Source organism: Pseudomonas putida (assembly GCF_028682395.1).
GTDB classification, from domain to species: Bacteria; Pseudomonadota; Gammaproteobacteria; order Pseudomonadales; family Pseudomonadaceae; genus Aquipseudomonas; species Aquipseudomonas putida_AB.
The window spans coordinates 360,628-379,368 of sequence record NZ_JANHLC010000001.1 but is presented as its reverse complement, the minus strand read 5'-3'; the positions used below and the strand labels follow the sequence as shown (position 1 = coordinate 379,368).

14 protein-coding genes are annotated in these 18,741 nt (G+C 61.4%); all 14 read left to right on the top strand.

Annotation, left to right across the window (positions count from 1 at the left end; translation table 11 throughout):
* Positions 1-447 precede the first annotated feature (447 nt).
* The 14 genes from NPS46_RS01765 to tssK all read left to right on the top strand — a co-directional run bounded on the left by NPS46_RS01765 (position 448) and on the right by tssK (position 18,740).
* Positions 448-1,866, top strand: coding sequence for a TssA family type VI secretion system protein (locus NPS46_RS01765; protein WP_274104669.1), 1,419 nt, complete (start codon positions 448-450; stop codon positions 1,864-1,866).
* 48 nt (positions 1,867-1,914) lie between these two features.
* The gene (tssB, locus tag NPS46_RS01760; RefSeq protein WP_274104668.1) at positions 1,915-2,418 is read left to right on the top strand and encodes a type VI secretion system contractile sheath small subunit; all 504 of its coding nucleotides are present in this window, start codon (positions 1,915-1,917) and stop codon (positions 2,416-2,418) included.
* A 47-nt stretch (positions 2,419-2,465) separates the two neighbouring features.
* Complete coding sequence (gene tssC / locus NPS46_RS01755) at positions 2,466-3,905, top strand: type VI secretion system contractile sheath large subunit (protein ID WP_274105377.1); 1,440 nt, start codon at positions 2,466-2,468, stop codon at positions 3,903-3,905.
* Between the two features lie 130 nt (positions 3,906-4,035).
* Entirely contained in the window at positions 4,036-4,527 is a 492-nt protein-coding gene (locus NPS46_RS01750; protein ID WP_274104667.1) for an Hcp family type VI secretion system effector, read from the top strand.
* A 92-nt stretch (positions 4,528-4,619) separates the two neighbouring features.
* A complete protein-coding gene (gene tssE / locus NPS46_RS01745) occupies positions 4,620-5,042 on the top strand; it encodes a type VI secretion system baseplate subunit TssE (protein WP_274104666.1) in 423 nt (140 codons plus the stop codon).
* Positions 5,042-6,763 (top strand): type VI secretion system baseplate subunit TssF, encoded by a 1,722-nt coding sequence (gene tssF / locus NPS46_RS01740; protein ID WP_274104665.1) that lies wholly within the window; start codon positions 5,042-5,044, stop codon positions 6,761-6,763. The genes tssE and tssF overlap by 1 nt, the downstream gene beginning before the upstream one ends.
* Positions 6,751-7,731: a type VI secretion system baseplate subunit TssG gene (gene tssG / locus NPS46_RS01735; protein WP_274104664.1), complete on the top strand. Its 981-nt coding sequence runs from the start codon at positions 6,751-6,753 to the stop codon at positions 7,729-7,731. Before tssF ends, tssG begins: the two co-directional genes overlap by 13 nt.
* Positions 7,728-10,376, top strand: coding sequence for a type VI secretion system ATPase TssH (tssH, locus tag NPS46_RS01730; RefSeq protein ID WP_274104663.1), 2,649 nt, complete (start codon positions 7,728-7,730; stop codon positions 10,374-10,376). Before tssG ends, tssH begins: the two co-directional genes overlap by 4 nt.
* Positions 10,373-12,973, top strand: a complete 2,601-nt coding sequence (locus tag NPS46_RS01725) for a type VI secretion system Vgr family protein (RefSeq protein WP_274104662.1) — start codon at positions 10,373-10,375, stop codon at positions 12,971-12,973. Before tssH ends, NPS46_RS01725 begins: the two co-directional genes overlap by 4 nt.
* 5 nt (positions 12,974-12,978) lie before the next feature.
* Positions 12,979-15,573, top strand: a complete 2,595-nt coding sequence (locus NPS46_RS01720) for a DUF2169 domain-containing protein (protein ID WP_274104661.1) — start codon at positions 12,979-12,981, stop codon at positions 15,571-15,573.
* A gap of 60 nt (positions 15,574-15,633) precedes the next feature.
* The gene (locus NPS46_RS01715) at positions 15,634-16,284 is read left to right on the top strand and encodes a DUF3540 domain-containing protein (protein ID WP_274104660.1); all 651 of its coding nucleotides are present in this window, start codon (positions 15,634-15,636) and stop codon (positions 16,282-16,284) included.
* Positions 16,285-16,294: 10 nt separating this feature from the next.
* Positions 16,295-16,714: a DUF4150 domain-containing protein gene (locus NPS46_RS01710; RefSeq protein WP_274104659.1), complete on the top strand. Its 420-nt coding sequence runs from the start codon at positions 16,295-16,297 to the stop codon at positions 16,712-16,714.
* Positions 16,715-16,722: 8 nt separating this feature from the next.
* Positions 16,723-17,331 (top strand): type VI secretion lipoprotein TssJ, encoded by a 609-nt coding sequence (locus NPS46_RS01705; RefSeq protein ID WP_274104658.1) that lies wholly within the window; start codon positions 16,723-16,725, stop codon positions 17,329-17,331.
* 32 nt (positions 17,332-17,363) lie between these two features.
* The gene (gene tssK, locus NPS46_RS01700; RefSeq protein ID WP_274104657.1) at positions 17,364-18,740 is read left to right on the top strand and encodes a type VI secretion system baseplate subunit TssK; all 1,377 of its coding nucleotides are present in this window, start codon (positions 17,364-17,366) and stop codon (positions 18,738-18,740) included.
* Position 18,741: the final 1 nt, after the last annotated feature.

The following is an 18,741-nucleotide window of genomic DNA, read 5'->3' as shown; positions in this document are numbered from 1 at the left end:
GGCGCGTTTACGCGCACTGTTGGACAGACTGTTGAAAAAGCCCTTGTCGTGAGACGAGGGCTTTTTTATGGGCGTTATTTTTTATATTGGTTTGCCGCTAATAGTGAAAAACAGAGAGGGCGTTTATCAATTTTATGCGCTGCAGGAGTTGGCATATTGTTGTGTTTTTAGTTGTTTATTAGTTTTTATTTTATTTTTTTATTTTTCGTGATTGTTATGTTGAGTAATGGATTTTCCTTAGGGTTTTCATGGTTTTATTTTGTGGTCGTGTTTTTGTTGTTTTGTGTTTTTCCATTTGAGGTCTGTCGGCTTTTTATTTAAGAATAAAGTTGTGTTGTGGCTCGTGGAGTTATTGTCATGAATAATATAACTAATAACACTGCGGACTTAACTTTGAGTGTTTATCCTGTTGATCCCTCCGAGTGTGTACTGCGAATCCTTGGTGTCATGGGATTGGGGGGGGATGCTGCGAACGATGATGGAGAAGCCTTTCAGGCCCTGAAAAACGAGCTGGAAAAGCTCACCGGACTCTACAGCCAGCGTATCGACTGGCACTTAGTCGAAGCGCTGGCGCTTGAGGTGTTAGAGCAACAACGGGAGATCAGTGCGGCGATCTGGCTAGGTTGTGCCTGGCTCAAGTGTCGGGGATTGCCTGGTCTGTTGGATGCCTTCGATCTGTGGTGGCAACTGTTTGATCGCCACTGGGAAACGATGAGCCCGCCAGTGACGCGTCTGCGTGCCAGGCGCAATCAGCTGTTGTGGTTGTTGGACTTTCTGGACGTTGAACTCAAGGCTGAGTTTGAGGCACTTGAGCAACCCATGTGGGAGCAATTGCAAAACCGCTGGCAAGCCATTGCCGGGTTTTGGCAAGGGCATGACGATGAGCCTGTGGATTTTGCTCGCGTGCTGCGGGCATGCCAGGCGCTGCCCTGCGTTGCAATACAGGGCGCGTCCCAGCCGGTGCAGAAGGAGGTGTTGCTGGTGCCGGAGTCGCCGCCAGCGGCTGTATGCGCCACGGTGCCCGAGGCTCTCAATGCTCTGGTCAGTCAATGCATCGAGCAATCGCTGCTATCGCCACTGCTTTATCGTCTGAACCGGCTACAGGCCTGGAGTGGTATTAGGCAAATCCCCGAAGCCGGCGCCGAGGGCAGTGTTATCCCGGCGCCGAGTTGCATGCAGTTGGAGCATTTTGCGCGGGTCCTGGAAGGTGCGGATGCCGAACATATCCTGCGATTTTGCGAGTCCCATTTGTCGAGCCTGCCGTTCTGGTTTGACCTGAGCCGCGCCAGTCATAACGCCCTGGTGCAGTTGGAGGCATTTGAGGCGGCTGCGGCAGTGGTGCTTGAGGTTAACGAACTGCTGCAACGGGTGCCTGCGCTGGCCGGTCAGGCATTTGCCAACGGATTGCCATTTGCAGACCTCCAGACCCAAGCCTGGTTGGCTGCTGTGCAGCCGGTGCTGGAGCCCGTGCACATAGCGCCCGCCGAGACGGTAGTCGATGAGACGGTTCAGCGAATCAAGGCCGCCGAGCAACTGGCAGCCAGGGGGCAGATCGGTGAGGCCCTCGCTGAACTGCAGAGGGCAGTAGGTGCCAGTCATGCGGGTCGCGACCGGTTCTCTCTGCGCCTGGCCCAGTGCGAGTTGATGCAGCGCTTTGGTGCGGGGGCAGCAGCGTCAGCGCTATTCGAGTCGTTGCTGGCTGAGGTCCACCGCCAGCGTCTCGATGCTTGGGAGCCGGCTCTGGTCCAGCGCCTGATCGCACTGTCGGCCAATCACAACAATGAACTGTCCGCCCGGTGGCTCCCGCACCTGGCGACACTGGATGGATATGCGGCCTGGATGCTGACCGCCCAGAGCAAGCATTGAATACACCCGTAGCCCTTATCCATCGGTTCTTTTTTTCAGGAGTAAGACATGTCCAGCGATGGTTCTGTAGCCCCCAAAGAGCGCATCAATATCGTTTACCGCTCAAGTACCGGTGATGCGCAAGAGCAGATCGAGCTGCCGCTTAAACAGTTGGTGCTTGGGGATTTCACCTTGCGTGAGGATCCCACTCCATTGGAGGACGTCAGTGCAATCAACGTCAACAAAGACAACTTCGACGAGGTGCTCAAGGCGCAGAAGCTGAGCCTTGATTTCGCCATTCCCAATCGCTTGGACCGTAACGCTGAAGAGGGCGAGCAACTGCCGGTCAGCCTGCAGTTCAACGCGCTGCGTGACTTCGAGCCCGATGCACTGGTGGAGCAGGTTCCCCAACTGCGGCAATTGATTGCCCTGCGCGATGCGTTGAAAGCACTCAAGGGCCCCATGGGCAACCTGCCGGAATTTCGCCGTAGCCTCCAGGAGTTGATGGCGGATGAGATGACTCGTCAGCAGTTGCTGGCCGAACTGGGTATCGAAAGTGGGGAGCAGCCATGAACCAGGATAAACAGGTGCAGGAAACGACCCCACAGCCTGGCGCATTGATGGCCGGCTCCTCGCTTCTGGACCAACTGATCGCCAGTGCCCGGGTCAAGCCGGGAGACGAGGCCTATGCCGTGACTCGCCATGGGCTGGAAGCCTTTATTGGCGGTTTGCTGGAGCCGGCGCGTGCCGTCGAGAAGGTCAGTGCCGGGTTGATCGACGACATGATCGCCGAGCTTGATCGCAAGCTCTGCAAGCAAGTCGACGAGATCCTGCACCAGGAGGCGTTCCAGAAGCTTGAATCGGCTTGGCGCTCGCTCAAGTTGTTGGTTGATCGCACGGATTTTCGTGAAAACAACCGACTGGAAATTCTCAATGTCTCCAAGCAGAAGTTGCTGGAAGACTTTGAAGATGCTGCAGACATCACGCGCTCCGGGCTTTACAAGGTGATCTATAGCGCTGAATACGGTCAGTTCGGTGGCCAGCCGTATGGTGCACTGATTGGCAATTGGGCGTTTGACCCAGGCGGGCAGGATATCAAGCTGCTGCAATCGATCGCCTCGGTCTCGGCGATGTCCCACACGCCGTTTATCGCTGCGGCAGGTGCGCGTTTTTTCGGCGTGGAGAGTTTTGCCGAACTGCCAAATCTGAATGATTTGGCGGCGGTGCTCGAAGGGCCGCAGTTCATCAAATGGAATGCTTTTCGCGAAAGCGAAGACGCCCGCTTTGTCGGGCTGACGGTCCCGCATTTTCTGTTGCGCGTGCCCTATGGCGAAGACACGGTCCCGACCAAGAAGTTTGTCTACAACGAGAACGTCAGTGCCGGCAACGACGCGTTCCTGTGGGGCAATGCGGCGTTTGCGTTTTCCAGCCTGCTGTTCGAAAGCTTCGCTCAATACCGCTGGTGCGCCAACATCATCGGGCCGCAGGGCGGTGGCACGGTGCGCGATCTGCCGATCTACAACTACCAGGCCATGGGCGCGACCCAGACCAAGATCCCGACCGAAGTATTGATTTCCGAGCGTCGTGAGTTCGAGCTGGCCGAGCAGGGTTTTATTGCGCTGACCATGCGCAAGAACACCGACAACGCCGCGTTCTTTTCGGCCAACTCCTGCCAGAAGCCGAAGTATTTCGGCAACGACAAGGAAGCCAAGCAGGCCGAGCTCAACTACAAGCTCGGCACCCAGTTGCCCTACATCTTTGTGGTCAGTCGTCTGGCGCACTACATCAAAGTGATCCAGCGCGAAAACATCGGCACCTGGAAGGAGCGCGGCGATCTTGAAGCCGAGCTCAATACCTGGATTCGCCAATATGTCGCCGATATGGATAACCCCGCTTCGGGTGTGCGCAGCCGGCGTCCGTTGCGTCAGGCGCAGATCACCGTCAATGACGTCGAAGGCGACCCAGGCTGGTATCGGGTCGGCCTGAAGGTCCGCCCGCATTTCAAATACATGGGGGCCTCATTCACCTTGTCGCTGGTGGGCAAGCTGGAAAAAAGCTGAGGCCGTTCAGGGCTTTTCGGCTTTAAGGCGTGCGCCAATGTTGGCGTTGCGCCGTTATGGGCGCGGTCTGGTGACCGTGCTCGCACCGTCGGCGCATGCGGCGACGATGATCATTTGAAGGAGAGATGCCATGCCATTACCTTGCTACCTCACTATCAAAGGCGCCAAACAGGGCAAGATCGAAGGCTCCTGTGAAGTTGCTGGGCACATAGGGGAAATAGAGATCCAGGCTGTTGAGCACACGGTCGAGATCCCCAGAAACCCTCAAACCGGACAACCCACCGGCCAGCGCGTGCACGGGGTGATCAAGCTGACCAAGGTGCTTGATAAAGCGTCTCCCAAAATCCTTCAAGCCCTGGTAACGGGCGAGCCGCTTGAAGAGGTGAAACTGGCGTTCTATCGGTTCAACCAGAAGAGTGGTACGACAGAAAAGTACTACACCATCACGCTGAAGGACGCCACCGTCGCTACCGGTCATCTCTCGGTGTCCAACTGTCTGCTCGAAAGCAATAAAGCGCTGGGTCATATGGAAGACATCAGTTTTGCCTATGGAACCATTATTTGGTCCGCCGATATGGACAGTGTCGAGTCCCAGGATTCTTGGAAAGAAACCGCCGCCTGATGCCGTGGTAATGGCGTCGCCCTGACGGCCGCTTTGCCGGTCGGGGCGACCTTTACTGGGCTAAATGTCCCTACTGCTTAGCGAGAAATTCCATGCGTGAATTGCGCCTACTGGAGCGTGTCGCCGACCTGGAGCGCGACTCCGGGCGTTCGAGTCAGACCCGGGCGCAAGTGTTGGCGGTTTCGATCCTCGAACACCTGCGGCGGATACTCAATACCCGCCAAGGCAGTGCGCCGATTGATGTGCAGTTCGGCGTCCCCGACTTTACCAATCTGGCCGGCTCGCTCGTGGCGGGCGAGACCGGGCAGATCATCGACGATATCGGCGCCATGATTGCCCGCTATGAGCCGCGGCTCAAACAGCCGCGCCTGGCGTTGGTCGAGCATGGGCAGGATGTGCTGTCGCTGAGCTTTATCCTCGAGGGCCGGATTCGAGTGGACGACCGCGATGTGGCCTTGCGGGTTGCCACCCGTGTGTCTTCGGATGGCCGCGTGACCTTGATGGAGCATGGCTGATGTCCACATTCAATGGCTACTACGAGCAGGAACTGCTCAATCTGCGGCAGTTATCCAAGGAGTTTGCTCGGCGCAATCCGGCCCTGGCGCCGCTGCTGGGCACCGATACGGCCAGCGATCCGGATGTGGAGCGCTTGCTTGAAGGTGTGGCGTTTCTCACTGGTCTGGTACGTCAGCGTCTGGACGATGAATTTCCCGAACTGATTCAGGAAATCGCCCAACTGCTTTACCCCCAGTTCCTCCATCCCTTGCCGTGCATGAGCATGCTGGAGTTCAAACCGCGCGGGCCGTTGGGCGATCGCCTGGGCATCGCGGCCGGCTGCGAGGTCCAGTCGGTGCCCGTGGACGGTGAGCCCACCCGTTTTTGCACCTCGTTTGCCGTCGATATTGAACCGTTGCGCCTGGAAACGGTGCGTTGGGACGGAGGCGCGACCCAGGAGCGTTCGCTGCTGCTTGAGTTTGCATTCGACGCGATTCGTGCCAGTGACTGGCAGGGCGATCGCCTGCGGCTCTATCTGGGCGACGGCTTGGCCGAGGCCAGCAAGTTGTTGCGTTTGCTGGCGCGCAACCTGCGCGAGGTGCGCATTGGCGCCGCTGGACAGCCGTTGCTGTTGCTGGGGCGTGAGGCGTTGTCCATGGCCGGTTTTGATCCCGCCCTGGAGCTTATGCCCTATCCGGCCACGGCCCATCCGGCGTACCGGCTGTTGCAGGAGTATTTCGCCCTGCCGGAGAAGTTTCTGTTTGTCGATCTGCAAGGCTTTTCCCGCTGGCGCGCACGGGGCGAGAGCGGACGTTTCAGCGTGCGGCTGATGTTTGATGACCTGCCAGACTGGACGCCCGCCGTGAGCCCGCAGAGCCTGCGGCTTAATGTCAGCCCCGTGGTCAATCTGTTTCGCCAGGATGCCCACCCGCTGCGTATCGATCAGCGCCAGGCGGAGTACCGTATCCAGCCGGCGGACCAGAGCCGTTGCCCAGCGCTGCGCATCTATTCGGTGGATCGTGTCGAAGGCTATCTGCCTGGCGGCAAGCCCCGGCAGTATCGTCCTTATACGGCGTTGGAGCAGGGTGACGGCTATCACCTGAGAATTCGTGCGTCGTTGCTCGACAGCCAGGGCTTCGAGCATTACCTGAGCCTGCCGGTGCAAGATGGCAGGCGCTCCGGCGAGAGCACGTTATCGATAGGCCTGACCTGTACCCACGGCAACTTGCCGGAAAGCCTGCGCCTCGGTGATATCAACCAGCCGAGCGACCATTCGCCAGATCGGGTCAGCTTCAGCAACATTCGTAGTATTACACCCAGTCAGCCGCCCCTGTTCGACGATCGGCTGCTTTGGCGCGTGTTGTCCCAACTCAATGCCAACCATTTGAAACTGGCCAGCCGCGAGCACTTGTGCGAACTGTTGAGCCTGTACCTGCCTGCCCAGGGCGCAGAGTCCGATGGCGCCAAGCGGCGGCGGATCGAGTCTGTGGTGCAGGTCGAGGCCGTGGATGAGCGGCGATTTGTCCGCGGGCTGCCGATCACCGGAAGGGCGGTGCGGGTGATGTGCCGGGGTGATCATTTTCACGGACCCGGCGATCTGTTCTTGTTCGGCTGTGTGCTTGACGAGTTTTTCGCCGGTTGTGTTGCGGTCAACAGTTTCAGTGCCTTGAGCCTGCAAGACACGGTGAGTGGGGAAACGCTGGTTTGGCCGGCCAAGACGGGGCGCCTATGCCTGTTGTAAAAGCGCCTGAGCCGCTGTTCGAGGCGGCGCGCGAGTACGGCTTTTTCCAACTGCTGCGCTTGCTGCGCTTGAGTTTTGAAGACGAGCAGGCGTTTCGCCAAGCGGTGCGTGTGCGGCCCTCGCTGGGACTGGGGTTCCCCGAGTGCGATATCGAAAGCGTCGAGCGTGATGCTGACGGTCATATCTGGATCGAGGCCAATTTTTTCGGGCTTTATGGCGTGAGTTCGCCGTTGCCGACTTTTTATAGCGAAGACCTGCTCGACGAGCGCCGCAATGGCGGTCGAGTCATGCGCGATTTTCTCGACATCCTGCATGCCGAGTTGTACCCCCTGTTGTTCCAGGCCTGGGAGAAGTACCGCAGTTGGCTGGTGATCTGCGAGCGCCGCGAGCAGCGGCGTTTGCAGCAGTTTTATGCGCTGCTCGGGCTGGCCGATGTCGCACCGGCCTTTGCCGAAGACCGCCGGCTGTTGTTGCCCTATGCCGGGTTGTTCAACCAGTACCCGCGTTCGGCGCTGAGCCTGCAGGTATTAGTGCAAGGCGTCGTGGGCGTCGGCGTGGTGACGGTGCGTAGTTGCATCGAGCGGCGGATTCCGGTGACTGGCGCCGCGCGTTTTCTGCTTGGGCAGCAGGCGTGTGGCCTGGGCATGGACAGCTTGCTGGGGGGCAGCGTGATGGACCGCACCAGCACCCTGGCGATTCGTCTGGGCAGCCTTTCGGCTGTGGATTTTCATGGATTGTTGCCGGGAACGCCCTTGTATCAACGTTTGGCGCGGGTCGTCGGGCTCTACCTGCAGGGGCCGCTGGACTGTCGCCTGCAACTGGGGCTGATGGCCGACGAACAGCCGGCTGCAAGCCTGGGCACGGGCTGGCAGCAACTGGGCCTCAACACCTGGCTGGGCGAGCGCAGTGTTTACGCGGATATCGACCTGGATTTAAGGCCAGGGCCATCGACGGAGATACACCCATGATTCAAGCCGATCTCAAGGCGTTATTCGCCTGTCTTAATCCCTACTGCACCCAGGCCCTGGAAAATGCCGCAGGCGTGGCCCTGACGCGCCATCACCATGAAATTACCCTCGAGCATCTGCTGCATAGCTTGCTGGAGCATGAGCACTGTGATCTGCCGCATATGCTGAGCGCCCACGATATCGAGCCACTGCGCCTGCGCGTTGTGCTGGAGCAAGTCCTGGCCGGGCTGGAGGCTGGCAATGCCGGGCGTCCGGTGTTTGCTCAGGCGTTGATTGAGTGGATCCAGGATGCCTGGCTTGAAGCTTCGTTGACCCTGGGCGGGCGACAAGTACGCAGTGGCGCGTTGCTGCTGGCAGTGCTGGCGCGCGCCGCGCGCCTGGGCGCGGAACCCTGGGCTCTGTTGTTGCGCGGAGTCTCGCGCCAAGGGCTGATTGATCAGGCTGACGTTTGGCGGGCCGGATCTATCGAGGAGTCGACAACGGGCGAGGTCGCTGGCGTGGACTCGTCAGGCGCGATTGCGCGCTTTTGTGAGGACTTTACCGCCAAGGCCGCGGCAAACGGCATCGACCCGGTATTTGGGCGCGACGACGAGATTCGCCGGATGATCGATATCCTCGCGCGCCGCCGCAAAAACAACCCCATTGCGGTCGGTGAACCGGGGGTGGGCAAGACTGCCATCGTCGAAGGGCTGGCTTTGCGGATTGTCCAGGGCGATGTCCCGCCGTTTCTGCAGGGTACCCGTTTGCTCAGCCTTGATCTTGGTGCACTGGAAGCTGGGGCCAGCGTCAAGGGGGAGTTCGAAAAGCGTCTGTGCAGCGTCCTGGATGAAGTCAGGACCGCGCTTCAGCCGACTTTGCTTTTTATCGATGAAGCTCACCGATTGGTCGGTGCGGGTGACACGCCCGGCGGCTCCGATGCCGCCAACCTGCTCAAGCCGGCGCTGGCCCGTGGCGAGTTGCGCATGATCGCGGCGACCACCTGGAGCGAATACAAGAAGTACTTCGAGAAGGACCCGGCCCTGGCCCGACGCTTTCAACTGGTCAGCCTGGCCGAACCTGATGTGCCGACTACGGTGCAGATTCTGCGGGGGCTGAGGCCACACTACGAAGCGGCCCATGGGGTGAGCGTGCGCGACGAAGCGGTGGTCGCGGCTGCGCAGTTGGCCGGTCGTTACATCAGCGGGCGCCTGCAACCGGACAAAGCCGTGGACCTGTTGGATACCGCATGCGCGCGGGTGCGCATTGGCCTGGGGATGAAGCCGGTGGCCCTGGAGCGTCTGGAGCGGCGGGCGGCCGAGTTGGAGCGCGAAAGCCGGGCGCTCGAACGTGATCGCAGCGAAGCGGGGATGGCGGCGCAGATGGATGAGCGGCTTCAGGCCATTATCCGCGAGCAGGAGCAACTGGTGCAGCGTCAGGAGCGCTTGCGGTGTGACTGGGTCGCCGAGAAGAGTGCGGTGGAACGGGTGTTGAACCTGCGTGCGCAACTGGGTGCGGAAGGCGAATCGGCGGCCTCTATCGCTCTGGGCCACGAGTTGGCGCTGGCCTGCGCTGACTTGCATGCCCTGCAAGGGCAATCGCCCCAGGTTTTTAGCGAAGTCACGGGCGAAGTCGTCGCGCAAGTGGTCTCGCAATGGACCGGCGTACCCCTGGGACAGATTCATCGGCAGGGGCCGCAGATCGATCTGGCGACGCCCCTGCGCCAACGTATTCACGGCCAGACCGCCGCCCTGGAGACGGTTGTGCAAGTGCTGGAGTCGGCCCAGGTCGGCTTGCGCGATCCTCGCCAACCGCTGGGCGTCTTCTTGTTGGTCGGGCCTTCGGGCGTGGGCAAGAGTGAAACGGCACTGGCCGTAGCCGAGCACTTGTTTGGTGGTGAGCAGGCGCTGATCACCGTGAACATGAGCGAGTTCCAGGAGAAGCACAGCCTGAGCCGCTTGGTCGGCTCGCCGCCAGGCTATGTCGGCTATGGCGAGGGCGGTGTATTGACCGAAGCCGTACGCCGTCGGCCTTATTCGGTGGTGTTGCTCGATGAGGTGGAAAAGGCCGATCTGCAAGTGCTCAACCTGTTTCACCAGGTCTTCGACAAGGGTTGGTTGGCCGATGGCGAAGGACGTCAAGTCGATTTCAGCAACACCGTAGTGTTCCTGACCAGCAACCTGGGCAGTGAGCAGATCAGTGCGTTATGCGAAGCCGGCCCGGTGCCGATCGAGACCTTGCAGCACGCGATCCGGCCGCGCCTGGCGGCTCATTTCAAAACAGCGCTGCTGGCGCGGATGACGGTTGTGCCCTTTGCGCCTCTGGGCGACGAAGGGTTGGCGGCGGTGGTTCGGCTCAAGCTGGCGCGCTGGGGCGAACGGCTGATGAGCACCCGAGGCATCGCTCTACACGTTGACAGCGCCGTCGAGCAGGCGATTTGCGCGCGGTGTATCGACGTGCACAGCGGTGCCCGGCAGATCGAGGTGGTCTTGAACAAAAGCCTGCTGCCAATGCTTAGCGCGGTGTTGCTCCAGACACTGGCCGAACAGCCACCGCTGCTGGCGTTGCGGGTGAGTCTGGACGCTGACGGCGGCTGGCACGTAGCGCGTAGTTACGGCGCCTTGCCGCCGGATCAACTCAATGATGACGCTATGAGGAGTTGCCGATGAATCACTCCATTGATTACGCCCATTGCACGTTCAGTTGCACGGCGCTGGCCAATGAAGCCCTGCTGGTGGCCGACTGGAGTGGCGACGAAGCGGTTAGCCGGCCCTATCGGTTTGAGGTCCGGCTGGCGGTGAACAATCATCAGTTGGACTACGAGTGCATGCTCGGCAGTCCGGCCTGCCTGAGTTTTGTCGATCAGCGCAACACGCCGCAGCGTTACCACGGAGTTGTCACCCAGGTTGTGCTGCTCGAGCGTGATGAACTCTATACCTACTACCGAGTGGTGCTGGAGCCGCGGCTGGCGCTGCTGCGCCAACAGCGTCATTCGCAGACCTGGCTGGACAAGACACTGCCCGAATTGATTCGCGAAGTGTTGGGGGAGTTGGGTGAGTGGCTCGAGGGGCCGGCTCAGTGTACCGAAGCAACAGCGCCCAGCTATGACTTCGCCATCCGCCTGCCGGCCGAAGATGAGCCGCGCAGTCGCCGCAGTTTCAGCCTTCAGTTTGAGGAAAACAGCCTCGATTTCTTGTCGCGCAAGCTGGAGTATTTCGGCGTCTATTACTATTTCGAGCAACTGGCGGACCGTGAGGCGGTGGTGTTCTGCGGCGCAATGCGGCTGCAGCCCAACCAGCCCCTGGCGGTGTATTACCGCCCGCACAGCACGGTCGATGCGCCGCGCACGCTGGCAGGCCTGCAGAGTTTTCAGGGGCACTGTGCCGGGACACCGAAAAGCGTATATCTGGGGGATTTCTCGGCCAGTAAGGCCAACCTCGAACTGGCGATTGAGGCATCGGTACAGGATCGGGAAGCGCAAGGTGAGGGTGGGCGCTACCAAGGGTTTGGTGAGCAGCGTGTCTATGGCGAGCACTATGGCTCGCTGGACGAGGGGCGCTGGCTGGCTTCCCTGCGCGCCCAGGCGTTGGCGTGTCGGCGGCGCCAGTTCAGTGGCGCAGGGCGGCTGTTTGGTTTGCGCGCAGGCTATCCGATCCAGCTCAACGATCATTTCCGCCCTGAATTCAATAGCCGCTATTGGGTAGAGGAAGTCCAGCATCAGGGCTCGCAACCACTGCCGGGACAGCACGACGAGGCGCTGCAAGGGTGTCGTTTCAGCCAGCGCTTCCGGGCGCTGCCCAGTGAAGTGCAGTACCGGCCGGTCTGTAACACTCCGCGGCCGCGTGTCGGGGGACTGTTCAGCGCGATTGTCGAAGGCGATGAGCTTGACCGCCCCTTGCTCAATGAACATGGCTGCTACCGACTGATTTTCCCCTTTGCCCGTGAACGCCGGGGTGTGGGCAAGGGGTCGGCCTGGGTGCGCCCTATGTGCCTGTCCAGCGGTGAGCGGCATGGCATGCACTTTCCCTTGCTCAAGGGCAGTGAGGTGCTGGTGGCCTTTATTGGCGGCGATCCGGACCGGCCGCTGATCACGGGGACGGCGGCCAACTCCGAGCACCCTAGCCCGATCAACGATCAGAATTGTACCCAGCGCGGTTTCAGTTCACCGGGCGGGCATTATTTGGCGATGGAAGACAGTGCCGCCGGACCTTTGATGCGCATGGCGTCGCCGGTGGGTAACAGCCGCCTGACCCTGGGCAGTGGCGAACGCCCCGGGGTGCAACTCAGTACTGGCGAGCACCTTGATATTTCTAGTGCGACGCAACGCCGTGAGGTACCCGGGTTGTATTGGGAGTGTATCGGCCTGGCCGACTCTGGAGCGTTGCCCGCTGACAAGAGCGGCGCAGCGCTTGAGGGGGAAAAGAAAGAAGAGCAAAAAGAGCAAAAAGAGCAAAAAGAGCCGCAGAAGCCCAAGCCCGATGACTTCACCATCAAGTTCAATACGGCGGGCTGGGAAGGCGGAGAGTCTTGGCGCAGGGCGGGCGTCAACAGCCTGGTCAACCTTGCCCCAATACTGATGCGCGGGACCCTGGCAGCCGAGCAGTTGGGCTTTAATGCCGGTGCCGTCAAGCAGGACATCAACCTGATGGGGCAGGTCACTGAGCTCAATCTGGCGGGCCCCAAGTTTGAAGTACAACGCAGCTTGTACAACAAGCAGTTCTTTGAGGGCAAGAGCACCATTTTTACCTCGAAGAAAACAACGGCGATGAGTAACGCCGAAGCGGTGCTGACCTATGAAAAGGAGGCTCAGTTCGCCACCTACAAAAGCAAGGTGTACAGCCTGGAGGCCGAGGAGTCGATTGTGTTGTGGGTCGGTGGCAGCAAACTGACTTTTTCCAAGTTGGGCATTCTGGTTTCGGCGCCCGACGCGCAGATCACATTGGACGCCAAGGATCTCTGTCTTAAGGGCAATGTCATGATTAGCGGTGAACTCAAGGCCCAGGGCAAGCTGTCTTTGGCCAGCGATGTGTGCATCGAGGGAGACCTGAAGGCGCGTACCGGCGAGTTCGTCCAGGGTATGAAATCACCTGACCTCGCTGTCGCGTTGGCACCGACGCCACCTGTGCCGTCGACGGCCAAAGCCGAGGTAGTCGCCGAGAAGACGTTATTGGAATCGGTGTTACTGGCGCTCAAGGCGGATAGCGAAGCGGCCGAGAGCTTTCGCCTGGCGGCCAATGCTGCGGCCAATCCTGCGATGGGAGGTTGAATCCCATGCGCATCGATAAGCCCGATCAAGCCTTGTTCTGGCCGGCGGCCCATGCATGCGGTGGCCAACCCAGTCTGGTGCTGACCCTGGGCTGGCTGATCGACGCCAATGGCGTGGCGATGGATCAGACCCAGGCCTGGCCCTGGTTGCTGGAACGCTTTGCCGAAGGGCCATTCGACATTGGCTTAAAAAAAAGCCGTGGTACTTATGCGGTGGCCGGGCAGGCCTATGCGCCGGCCGGGACGATGGTCACCGAGCGGGCTATCAGTGTGCAGTGTGGGCCCCTGGCGAAAACCCTGCATATCCATGGGCCGCGCCACTGGCAGCGATCGCTTGGCTTGTGGCAGCCCGGCCCAGCGCAGCCGTTCAGCGTTATGCCGGTCAACCTGGCCCATGCCTATGGCGGCCCCGGCTGGGCGGTCAATCCAGCTGGCATGGGGTATTGCGAAGCGTCTGCCGACGCTGAAGGCCAGTGCCTACCCTGTATCGAATCGGTACAGGCACCCTGTCTGGCGCCGTCCGATCGTCCGCCGCCGGCCAGCCTGCGGCCCTTGCCCTTGAACGATGCTGCGCGTCGGGGTTGGCTGGGCAGCCTGGACGACCACTGGTGGCGCGAGCGCTTCCCGTTTCTGCCTGACGACGCCGACCCGCGCTGGTACGACGAAGTCCCCCAGGACCAGTGCCATAGCACTTACTGGCGCGGTGACGAGCACTGGTCGGCCCAGGGCATGCATCCGCAGCAGGAACGGGTCGAAGGGCACCTGCCCGGCTTGCGTCCGCGCCTGCTGCTGCGCTGGCAGGCCGAGCAGCGTCCCGATAGCGAGGCGCCACTGGACCTGGACACGCTCTGGTTGTTTCCAGATCAAGCCTGCGTATTGATGCTCTACCGCGCAGAAGTCGCCGTGGACGATTGTGATGGGGCTGATATCCAGGCCCTTGGGGTGCTCTGTGAACGGCTGAACGAGCCGGCGCAGTCTGTTGAGGCCTGTGTGCGGCAAATTTGGCCGGCGATCAAACCGCCAGTTATGCCCGCGCCGCCCCAGGCAGTTGATCCTGCGCAGGCCCGGGCTGCGCTACAGAGCCGGCTGCAAACGGGTATTGAGCACTTTCATCGCGAGTTCATGCATGAGCGTCAAGGCGTCATCGAGCAGGTGGGCGAGGCGATGCGGCGGCAAAAACTGGCGTTCGACCCGGCGATTTTTGCTGCCGTGCCGGTACTGAACCTGGCGGCGGGGCAGGAGGCGCTGGCCAAGCCGCCGGCGGTGGATTTTTGCGGGTTTGCCGAGCGTATCGAGGGCGCGCTGAGCCAGGCGCGCAGCGAGGCCGAGACGCAGGCGCGACAGGCCTTGGGGCGAATGGGCCTGGACTATGACAAGGAACTACTCAAGGCCACCGAGCAGGTGCGCCAGGCCCCGGCCGCCGATCCTGAGCGAGCACTGGACGTCATGCCATTGACCCCCAAGCACCGGGCCGAGGCTCGGGCAGGGATCCGTGCGGCACAGGCGAGCATGGCGCAGGTCGAGCAGCGTGTCGGCGCCATGCAGGAGGAGTTGAATGCTCGGCTGGCGGCGATTCGTCCGCCGAGCCAAAGCCTGCCAGCCGCTGCGCCGTGCTTGGACCGGCAACAGTTGGAGAGGCGCTATCGAGCGGGGGAGTCATTGCGTGGCGTCCGTTTAATTGGCCTGGATTTGCAGGCCATTGAACTGGCTGGCGCCGACCTGAGCGAGGCAGTGGTGGAGGATTGCTGCTGGGTGGGCGCCGACCTGCGCGGCTGCGACTTCACGGGCGCGCGTTTGAAAGGTTGTGATTTCAGCGCGGCGCAGCTTGAGCGCGGGCGTTTGACCGACGCGTATCTGGACGATTGCCGCTTTATCGCAGCCTCCATGACCGCTGCCAACCTTGAGCAGGCCTATGGTGTCGACTGTGATTTCACTCAGGCAGGCCTGTCTCAGGCCAATCTGTGCGGGGCAGCGTTTAAACGCAGTTGCTTCAAGGTAGCGCAGATGGAGGCGGTCCAGGGGCACGGCATGAGCCTGCACAGCTGTGATTTCGATCAGGCGCAGATGCGTGCCGCCCAGGCGCCCGGCAGTAGCTGGGAAGGCTGCCGGATGCACGGTGTGCAACTTGAAGAAGCCTGTCTGCGTGCGGCATCCCTGAGCCGGGTCGAGGCTCCGGACGCGGTGTTGCGTCAGGGGCAGTTGCAGGGGATGCGCTTGAGCGATGGCTGCGATTTCAGCCGGGCGTGCCTGCGTCAGGCCGATCTGCAGGGCGCGATCTTCGCCGACAGTTGCCTGAGTGCTGCGTTTTTGTCTGCGGCCAATCTGCGCGAGGCCCTGGTGCTGCGTTGCGATCTGTCGGCGACGGGGGGCGCGCATCTGTGCGCCGAGTTCGCCGATCTGAGTGGCAGTGACCTGCGCGGAGCGAGCTGGCCACAAGCCAATCTGCAGTGGGCGAGCCTGCGTAAAACCCGTCTTGATCAGTGTGATCTGAGCGCCGCCAATCTGACTGGCGCGACCACTCAGGGCGCCAGGGGCTCGGGGGTGCAATTGAATGGCGCCTGCCTGGAGCGTTGTCGCCTGAGCGAGGACCTGCATGCCTGAGTGCCTTTACCCCCACGAGCCATTATCGACCACCAGAACCGGTGGGTTTGGAGAACCCTTATGAACGATCCGCGAAGCACCGCCTCAACCCTGGCAACCACACGCTCACTGCATGCCCGGATCAATGCCCAGCAGGCACAACGCTTTGGCGTGGTTGCAGGCCACGAGCGGTTTTGGGTCGAGGCGGCGTTCAGTTGCTTGGTCCAGCCGAGGGTGGGCGACACCGTACTGGTGAGCCTGGACGGTGCTGGTGTGGGCTACATCCTGGCGGTGCTCGCACGCGCTGAGCCCTCGCTGGAATTGCAGTTGGGTGCCGATGTGCAACTGCGCGTCACGCAGGGAAGCCTGACGGTGCAGTGCCGCGACAGTTTGTCCCTGGCTGCGGGCGAAGACTTGGTGGTTCGGGCCGAGCATTGCTCCCTGAACAGTCCTGCGGCCGAGCTGCTGCTGGGCCAGTTGCGTGTCAGCGGCGAGCGGGCCAGCAGTCATTGGCAGGAGCGCGAGGAGCGCACGCTGCTGCTCGACCAGCAGGCGGTCCGGCATGAGGCCCACTACGGCGAAAGCCGCCAGTGTGTCACTGGCCATGAGCAACGCCGCAGTGGCTCGCTGCACCAGCGGGTGGACGAGGACTGCCGGTTGAATGCCCAGCGCCTGACGTTGGAAGCCGAGGGCCGGGTGGCCATCGACGGCTCGACCATTGAGCTGGGCTGAGGAGGCGATCATGACATTTATGCTCAACAATGCCGGTGCCATGGCCATGTCCAGCGCGCCGGATATCTGCAAGACGCCCAGTCCGGCCGGGCCGGTGCCCGTGCCCTATCCCAATATCGCCAATAGCCAGATGGCCGACCCGGGCAGTATTTCCAGCAAAGTGCTGGTGTGTGGCATGCCGGCGTTGCATCAGGCCAGCAAGATCCCATTGAGCAATGGCGATGAGGCCGGCTGCGCTGGCGGGGGAGTGGCGAGTGGAAAGGTCATGGGCCAGATGAGCTTTCTCAATGGCAGCCTCAAGGTCATGGTCGAGGGCAAGCCGGCGGTGCGCCTGGGGTGCCTGACCGGGCACAACGGCAACCCGCAGAACACCGTGGGCACGGTGAATATGCCTCCGCCGGGGCAGTGCAAAGTCATGGTGCTGTCATGAGGCCTGTGATGATCCTGGCAGGTGCGCTGCTACTGCAGGGCTGTTCGCTGTTCTCCGGCGATAGCGCACAGCAGGGGCGCGAGCAGGCCTTGCGCGAGATGGCGTGGTCCTTTGCCGAAGACGCCGTGGAGCTAGTGATCAGCGCCGACCCTGGTCTCAATACCTACGATGGCCAGGCGCATAGCCTGCTGTTGGTGGTCGCGCAGGTGCAGGAGCCCAATGGATTCTCCGGTTACACCAGCAACGGCCAGCGCCTGGTGCAATTGCTGCTGTCGGAGCAAGCCCCGGCCGGGATGCCGGGCTTGACCCGGATCTTTATTGAACCGGGCGAGCAGCGTCGGGTGCGCCTGCCGCGTCTGGAAAACAGCCGTTACATCGGCCTGGCCGCCGGCTACGCCCATCTCGACCCGGCCCGCAGCGCCCGCCTGTACCGGATTGGCGTGGGTATCACCGAGAAAGGCTTTTGGTCGACCCACTATCGCGCGGCCCCCGAACCGCTGGTGATCGATCTATTGCTGGGGGCCGACGGGATCTTGCGCGGGCCCGGCAGTCGACCGGCCGACCTTGTTCCGGAACAGCCCAAGGCTGGCGAAGTACGGCTTGCACCCTCGCCGTAAGGCGGGTGGCTCTCTTTTATTTGGAAGACCTTATGACGATTGATCAACCGCTCTACTGGCATCAGGGCCTGTTCCTGCAGCCGCAGCATTTCCAGCATACCGATGCGCGTACTGCCCATGGCCTGGCGCGGCTGACTGAGCTGTTGCACCCCCATGCCTGGGGGCTGATATCCATGCAGTTCAATGCCGCGGCCCTGGCGACCGGGCAATGCCAACTGGAGCAACTGTCCCTGCGCTTTCGCGATGGCACGTTGGTGGAGTATCCCGGTAACGCCTGGGTCCAGGCCCGCACGTTTGTGTCGGACGGGCAGAGTGACCGGCAGACCTTGTATGTCGGCCTGCGCCGCCTCGAGCCTGAAGCGGCCAATGTCCAGGTTTTTGAAAACCTGGACGAGGCCCAGGGGGCAGACACGCGCTATGCGGTGGCGGCCGATCACCTGATGTTGGCCGACCGTCTGGGCGATGCGCCACCCGCGGCTATCCGGCCCATGCGCTATGTGCTGCGTCTGTTCTGGGAGCATGAAGTGGCGCATTCGCCTCATTATGAAATGCTGCCGATTGCCCGGCTGGAACAGGATCAGGGGCAGTTGAGCCGGGTCGCCGACTTTATCGCGCCCAGCGTCAATCTGGGGGGAGCGCCGGTTTTGAGCGAGTTGCTGTTTGGTTTGCGCGATGAGTTGCAACAGCGCGCCCGGCAGTTAGCCAGTTGCAAACCGACCCGTGGTGGGCAAGACGCCGATGGTGAAGTCGACAGCGGTCGATTCGCCCGTGTGTTGGCGCTGGGCGTGCTCAATCGTTATGTGCCGCTGCTCGAACACTTGCTGGAGACGCCTCAGGTCCAGCCCTGGGCGCTGTTTGGGGTCTTACGGCAACTGATCGGGGAGCTCGGGATGTTCAGTGACGAGTGTGACGGGCAGGGCAGTGCCGCCGCTCAAGAGTCATTGCAACCCTATCGGCATGACAACCTCAGTCTGAGTTTCAATTCGCTGCTGCTGCGGACCCGGCAATTGCTCAACGGGATCAGTGCCGACGTGGAGATGCGGGTCCGTCTGCAGCCGAACGAAGGACGTTGGGAAGCTGAGCTGCCGCAAAGCTTCTTCGCCCCGCGCCATCGCTATTACCTGCTGTTGCGTGGCGATGGCGAGGGGCTGCCGGTTTTGCCCCAGGGCAGCAAGTTGGGGGCCAGCAGTGCGATTGAGGTCCTGATCCGGCGGGCGTTGCCGGGGGTTGAATTGATCGCGCTGCCCAATGCGCCCCAAGGCTTGCCCCAGCGTGCGGGTTGTACCTATTTACGTCTTGAGCCGCTGAGCGATGCTTTCGAGGCCTTGCAGCAGGAGTGTCGGGTGGCGCTGTTCATGCCGGGCACTGCGTTGAGTGGCCGTGCTGAGCTGATTGCGGTGAGGGGCTGAT

Bases quoted from the DNA above. Each gene is read 5' to 3' on its own strand.
- NPS46_RS01705 (WP_274104658.1), top strand. From the start codon at position 16,723: ATGATCCTGGCAGGTGCGCTGCTACTGCAGGGCTGTTCGCTGTTCTCC.
- NPS46_RS01710 (WP_274104659.1), top strand. From the start codon at position 16,295: ATGACATTTATGCTCAACAATGCCGGTGCCATGGCCATGTCCAGCGCG.
- tssG (WP_274104664.1), top strand. From the start codon at position 6,751: ATGCCTGTTGTAAAAGCGCCTGAGCCGCTGTTCGAGGCGGCGCGCGAG.
- NPS46_RS01715 (WP_274104660.1), top strand. From the start codon at position 15,634: ATGAACGATCCGCGAAGCACCGCCTCAACCCTGGCAACCACACGCTCA.
- tssF (WP_274104665.1), top strand. From the start codon at position 5,042: ATGTCCACATTCAATGGCTACTACGAGCAGGAACTGCTCAATCTGCGG.
- tssB (WP_274104668.1), top strand. From the start codon at position 1,915: ATGTCCAGCGATGGTTCTGTAGCCCCCAAAGAGCGCATCAATATCGTT.
- NPS46_RS01765 (WP_274104669.1), top strand. From the start codon at position 448: ATGGGATTGGGGGGGGATGCTGCGAACGATGATGGAGAAGCCTTTCAG.
- tssC (WP_274105377.1), top strand. From the start codon at position 2,466: ATGGCCGGCTCCTCGCTTCTGGACCAACTGATCGCCAGTGCCCGGGTC.
- NPS46_RS01750 (WP_274104667.1), top strand. From the start codon at position 4,036: ATGCCATTACCTTGCTACCTCACTATCAAAGGCGCCAAACAGGGCAAG.
- tssH (WP_274104663.1), top strand. From the start codon at position 7,728: ATGATTCAAGCCGATCTCAAGGCGTTATTCGCCTGTCTTAATCCCTAC.
- NPS46_RS01725 (WP_274104662.1), top strand. From the start codon at position 10,373: ATGAATCACTCCATTGATTACGCCCATTGCACGTTCAGTTGCACGGCG.
- tssE (WP_274104666.1), top strand. From the start codon at position 4,620: ATGCGTGAATTGCGCCTACTGGAGCGTGTCGCCGACCTGGAGCGCGAC.
- tssK (WP_274104657.1), top strand. From the start codon at position 17,364: ATGACGATTGATCAACCGCTCTACTGGCATCAGGGCCTGTTCCTGCAG.
- NPS46_RS01720 (WP_274104661.1), top strand. From the start codon at position 12,979: ATGCGCATCGATAAGCCCGATCAAGCCTTGTTCTGGCCGGCGGCCCAT.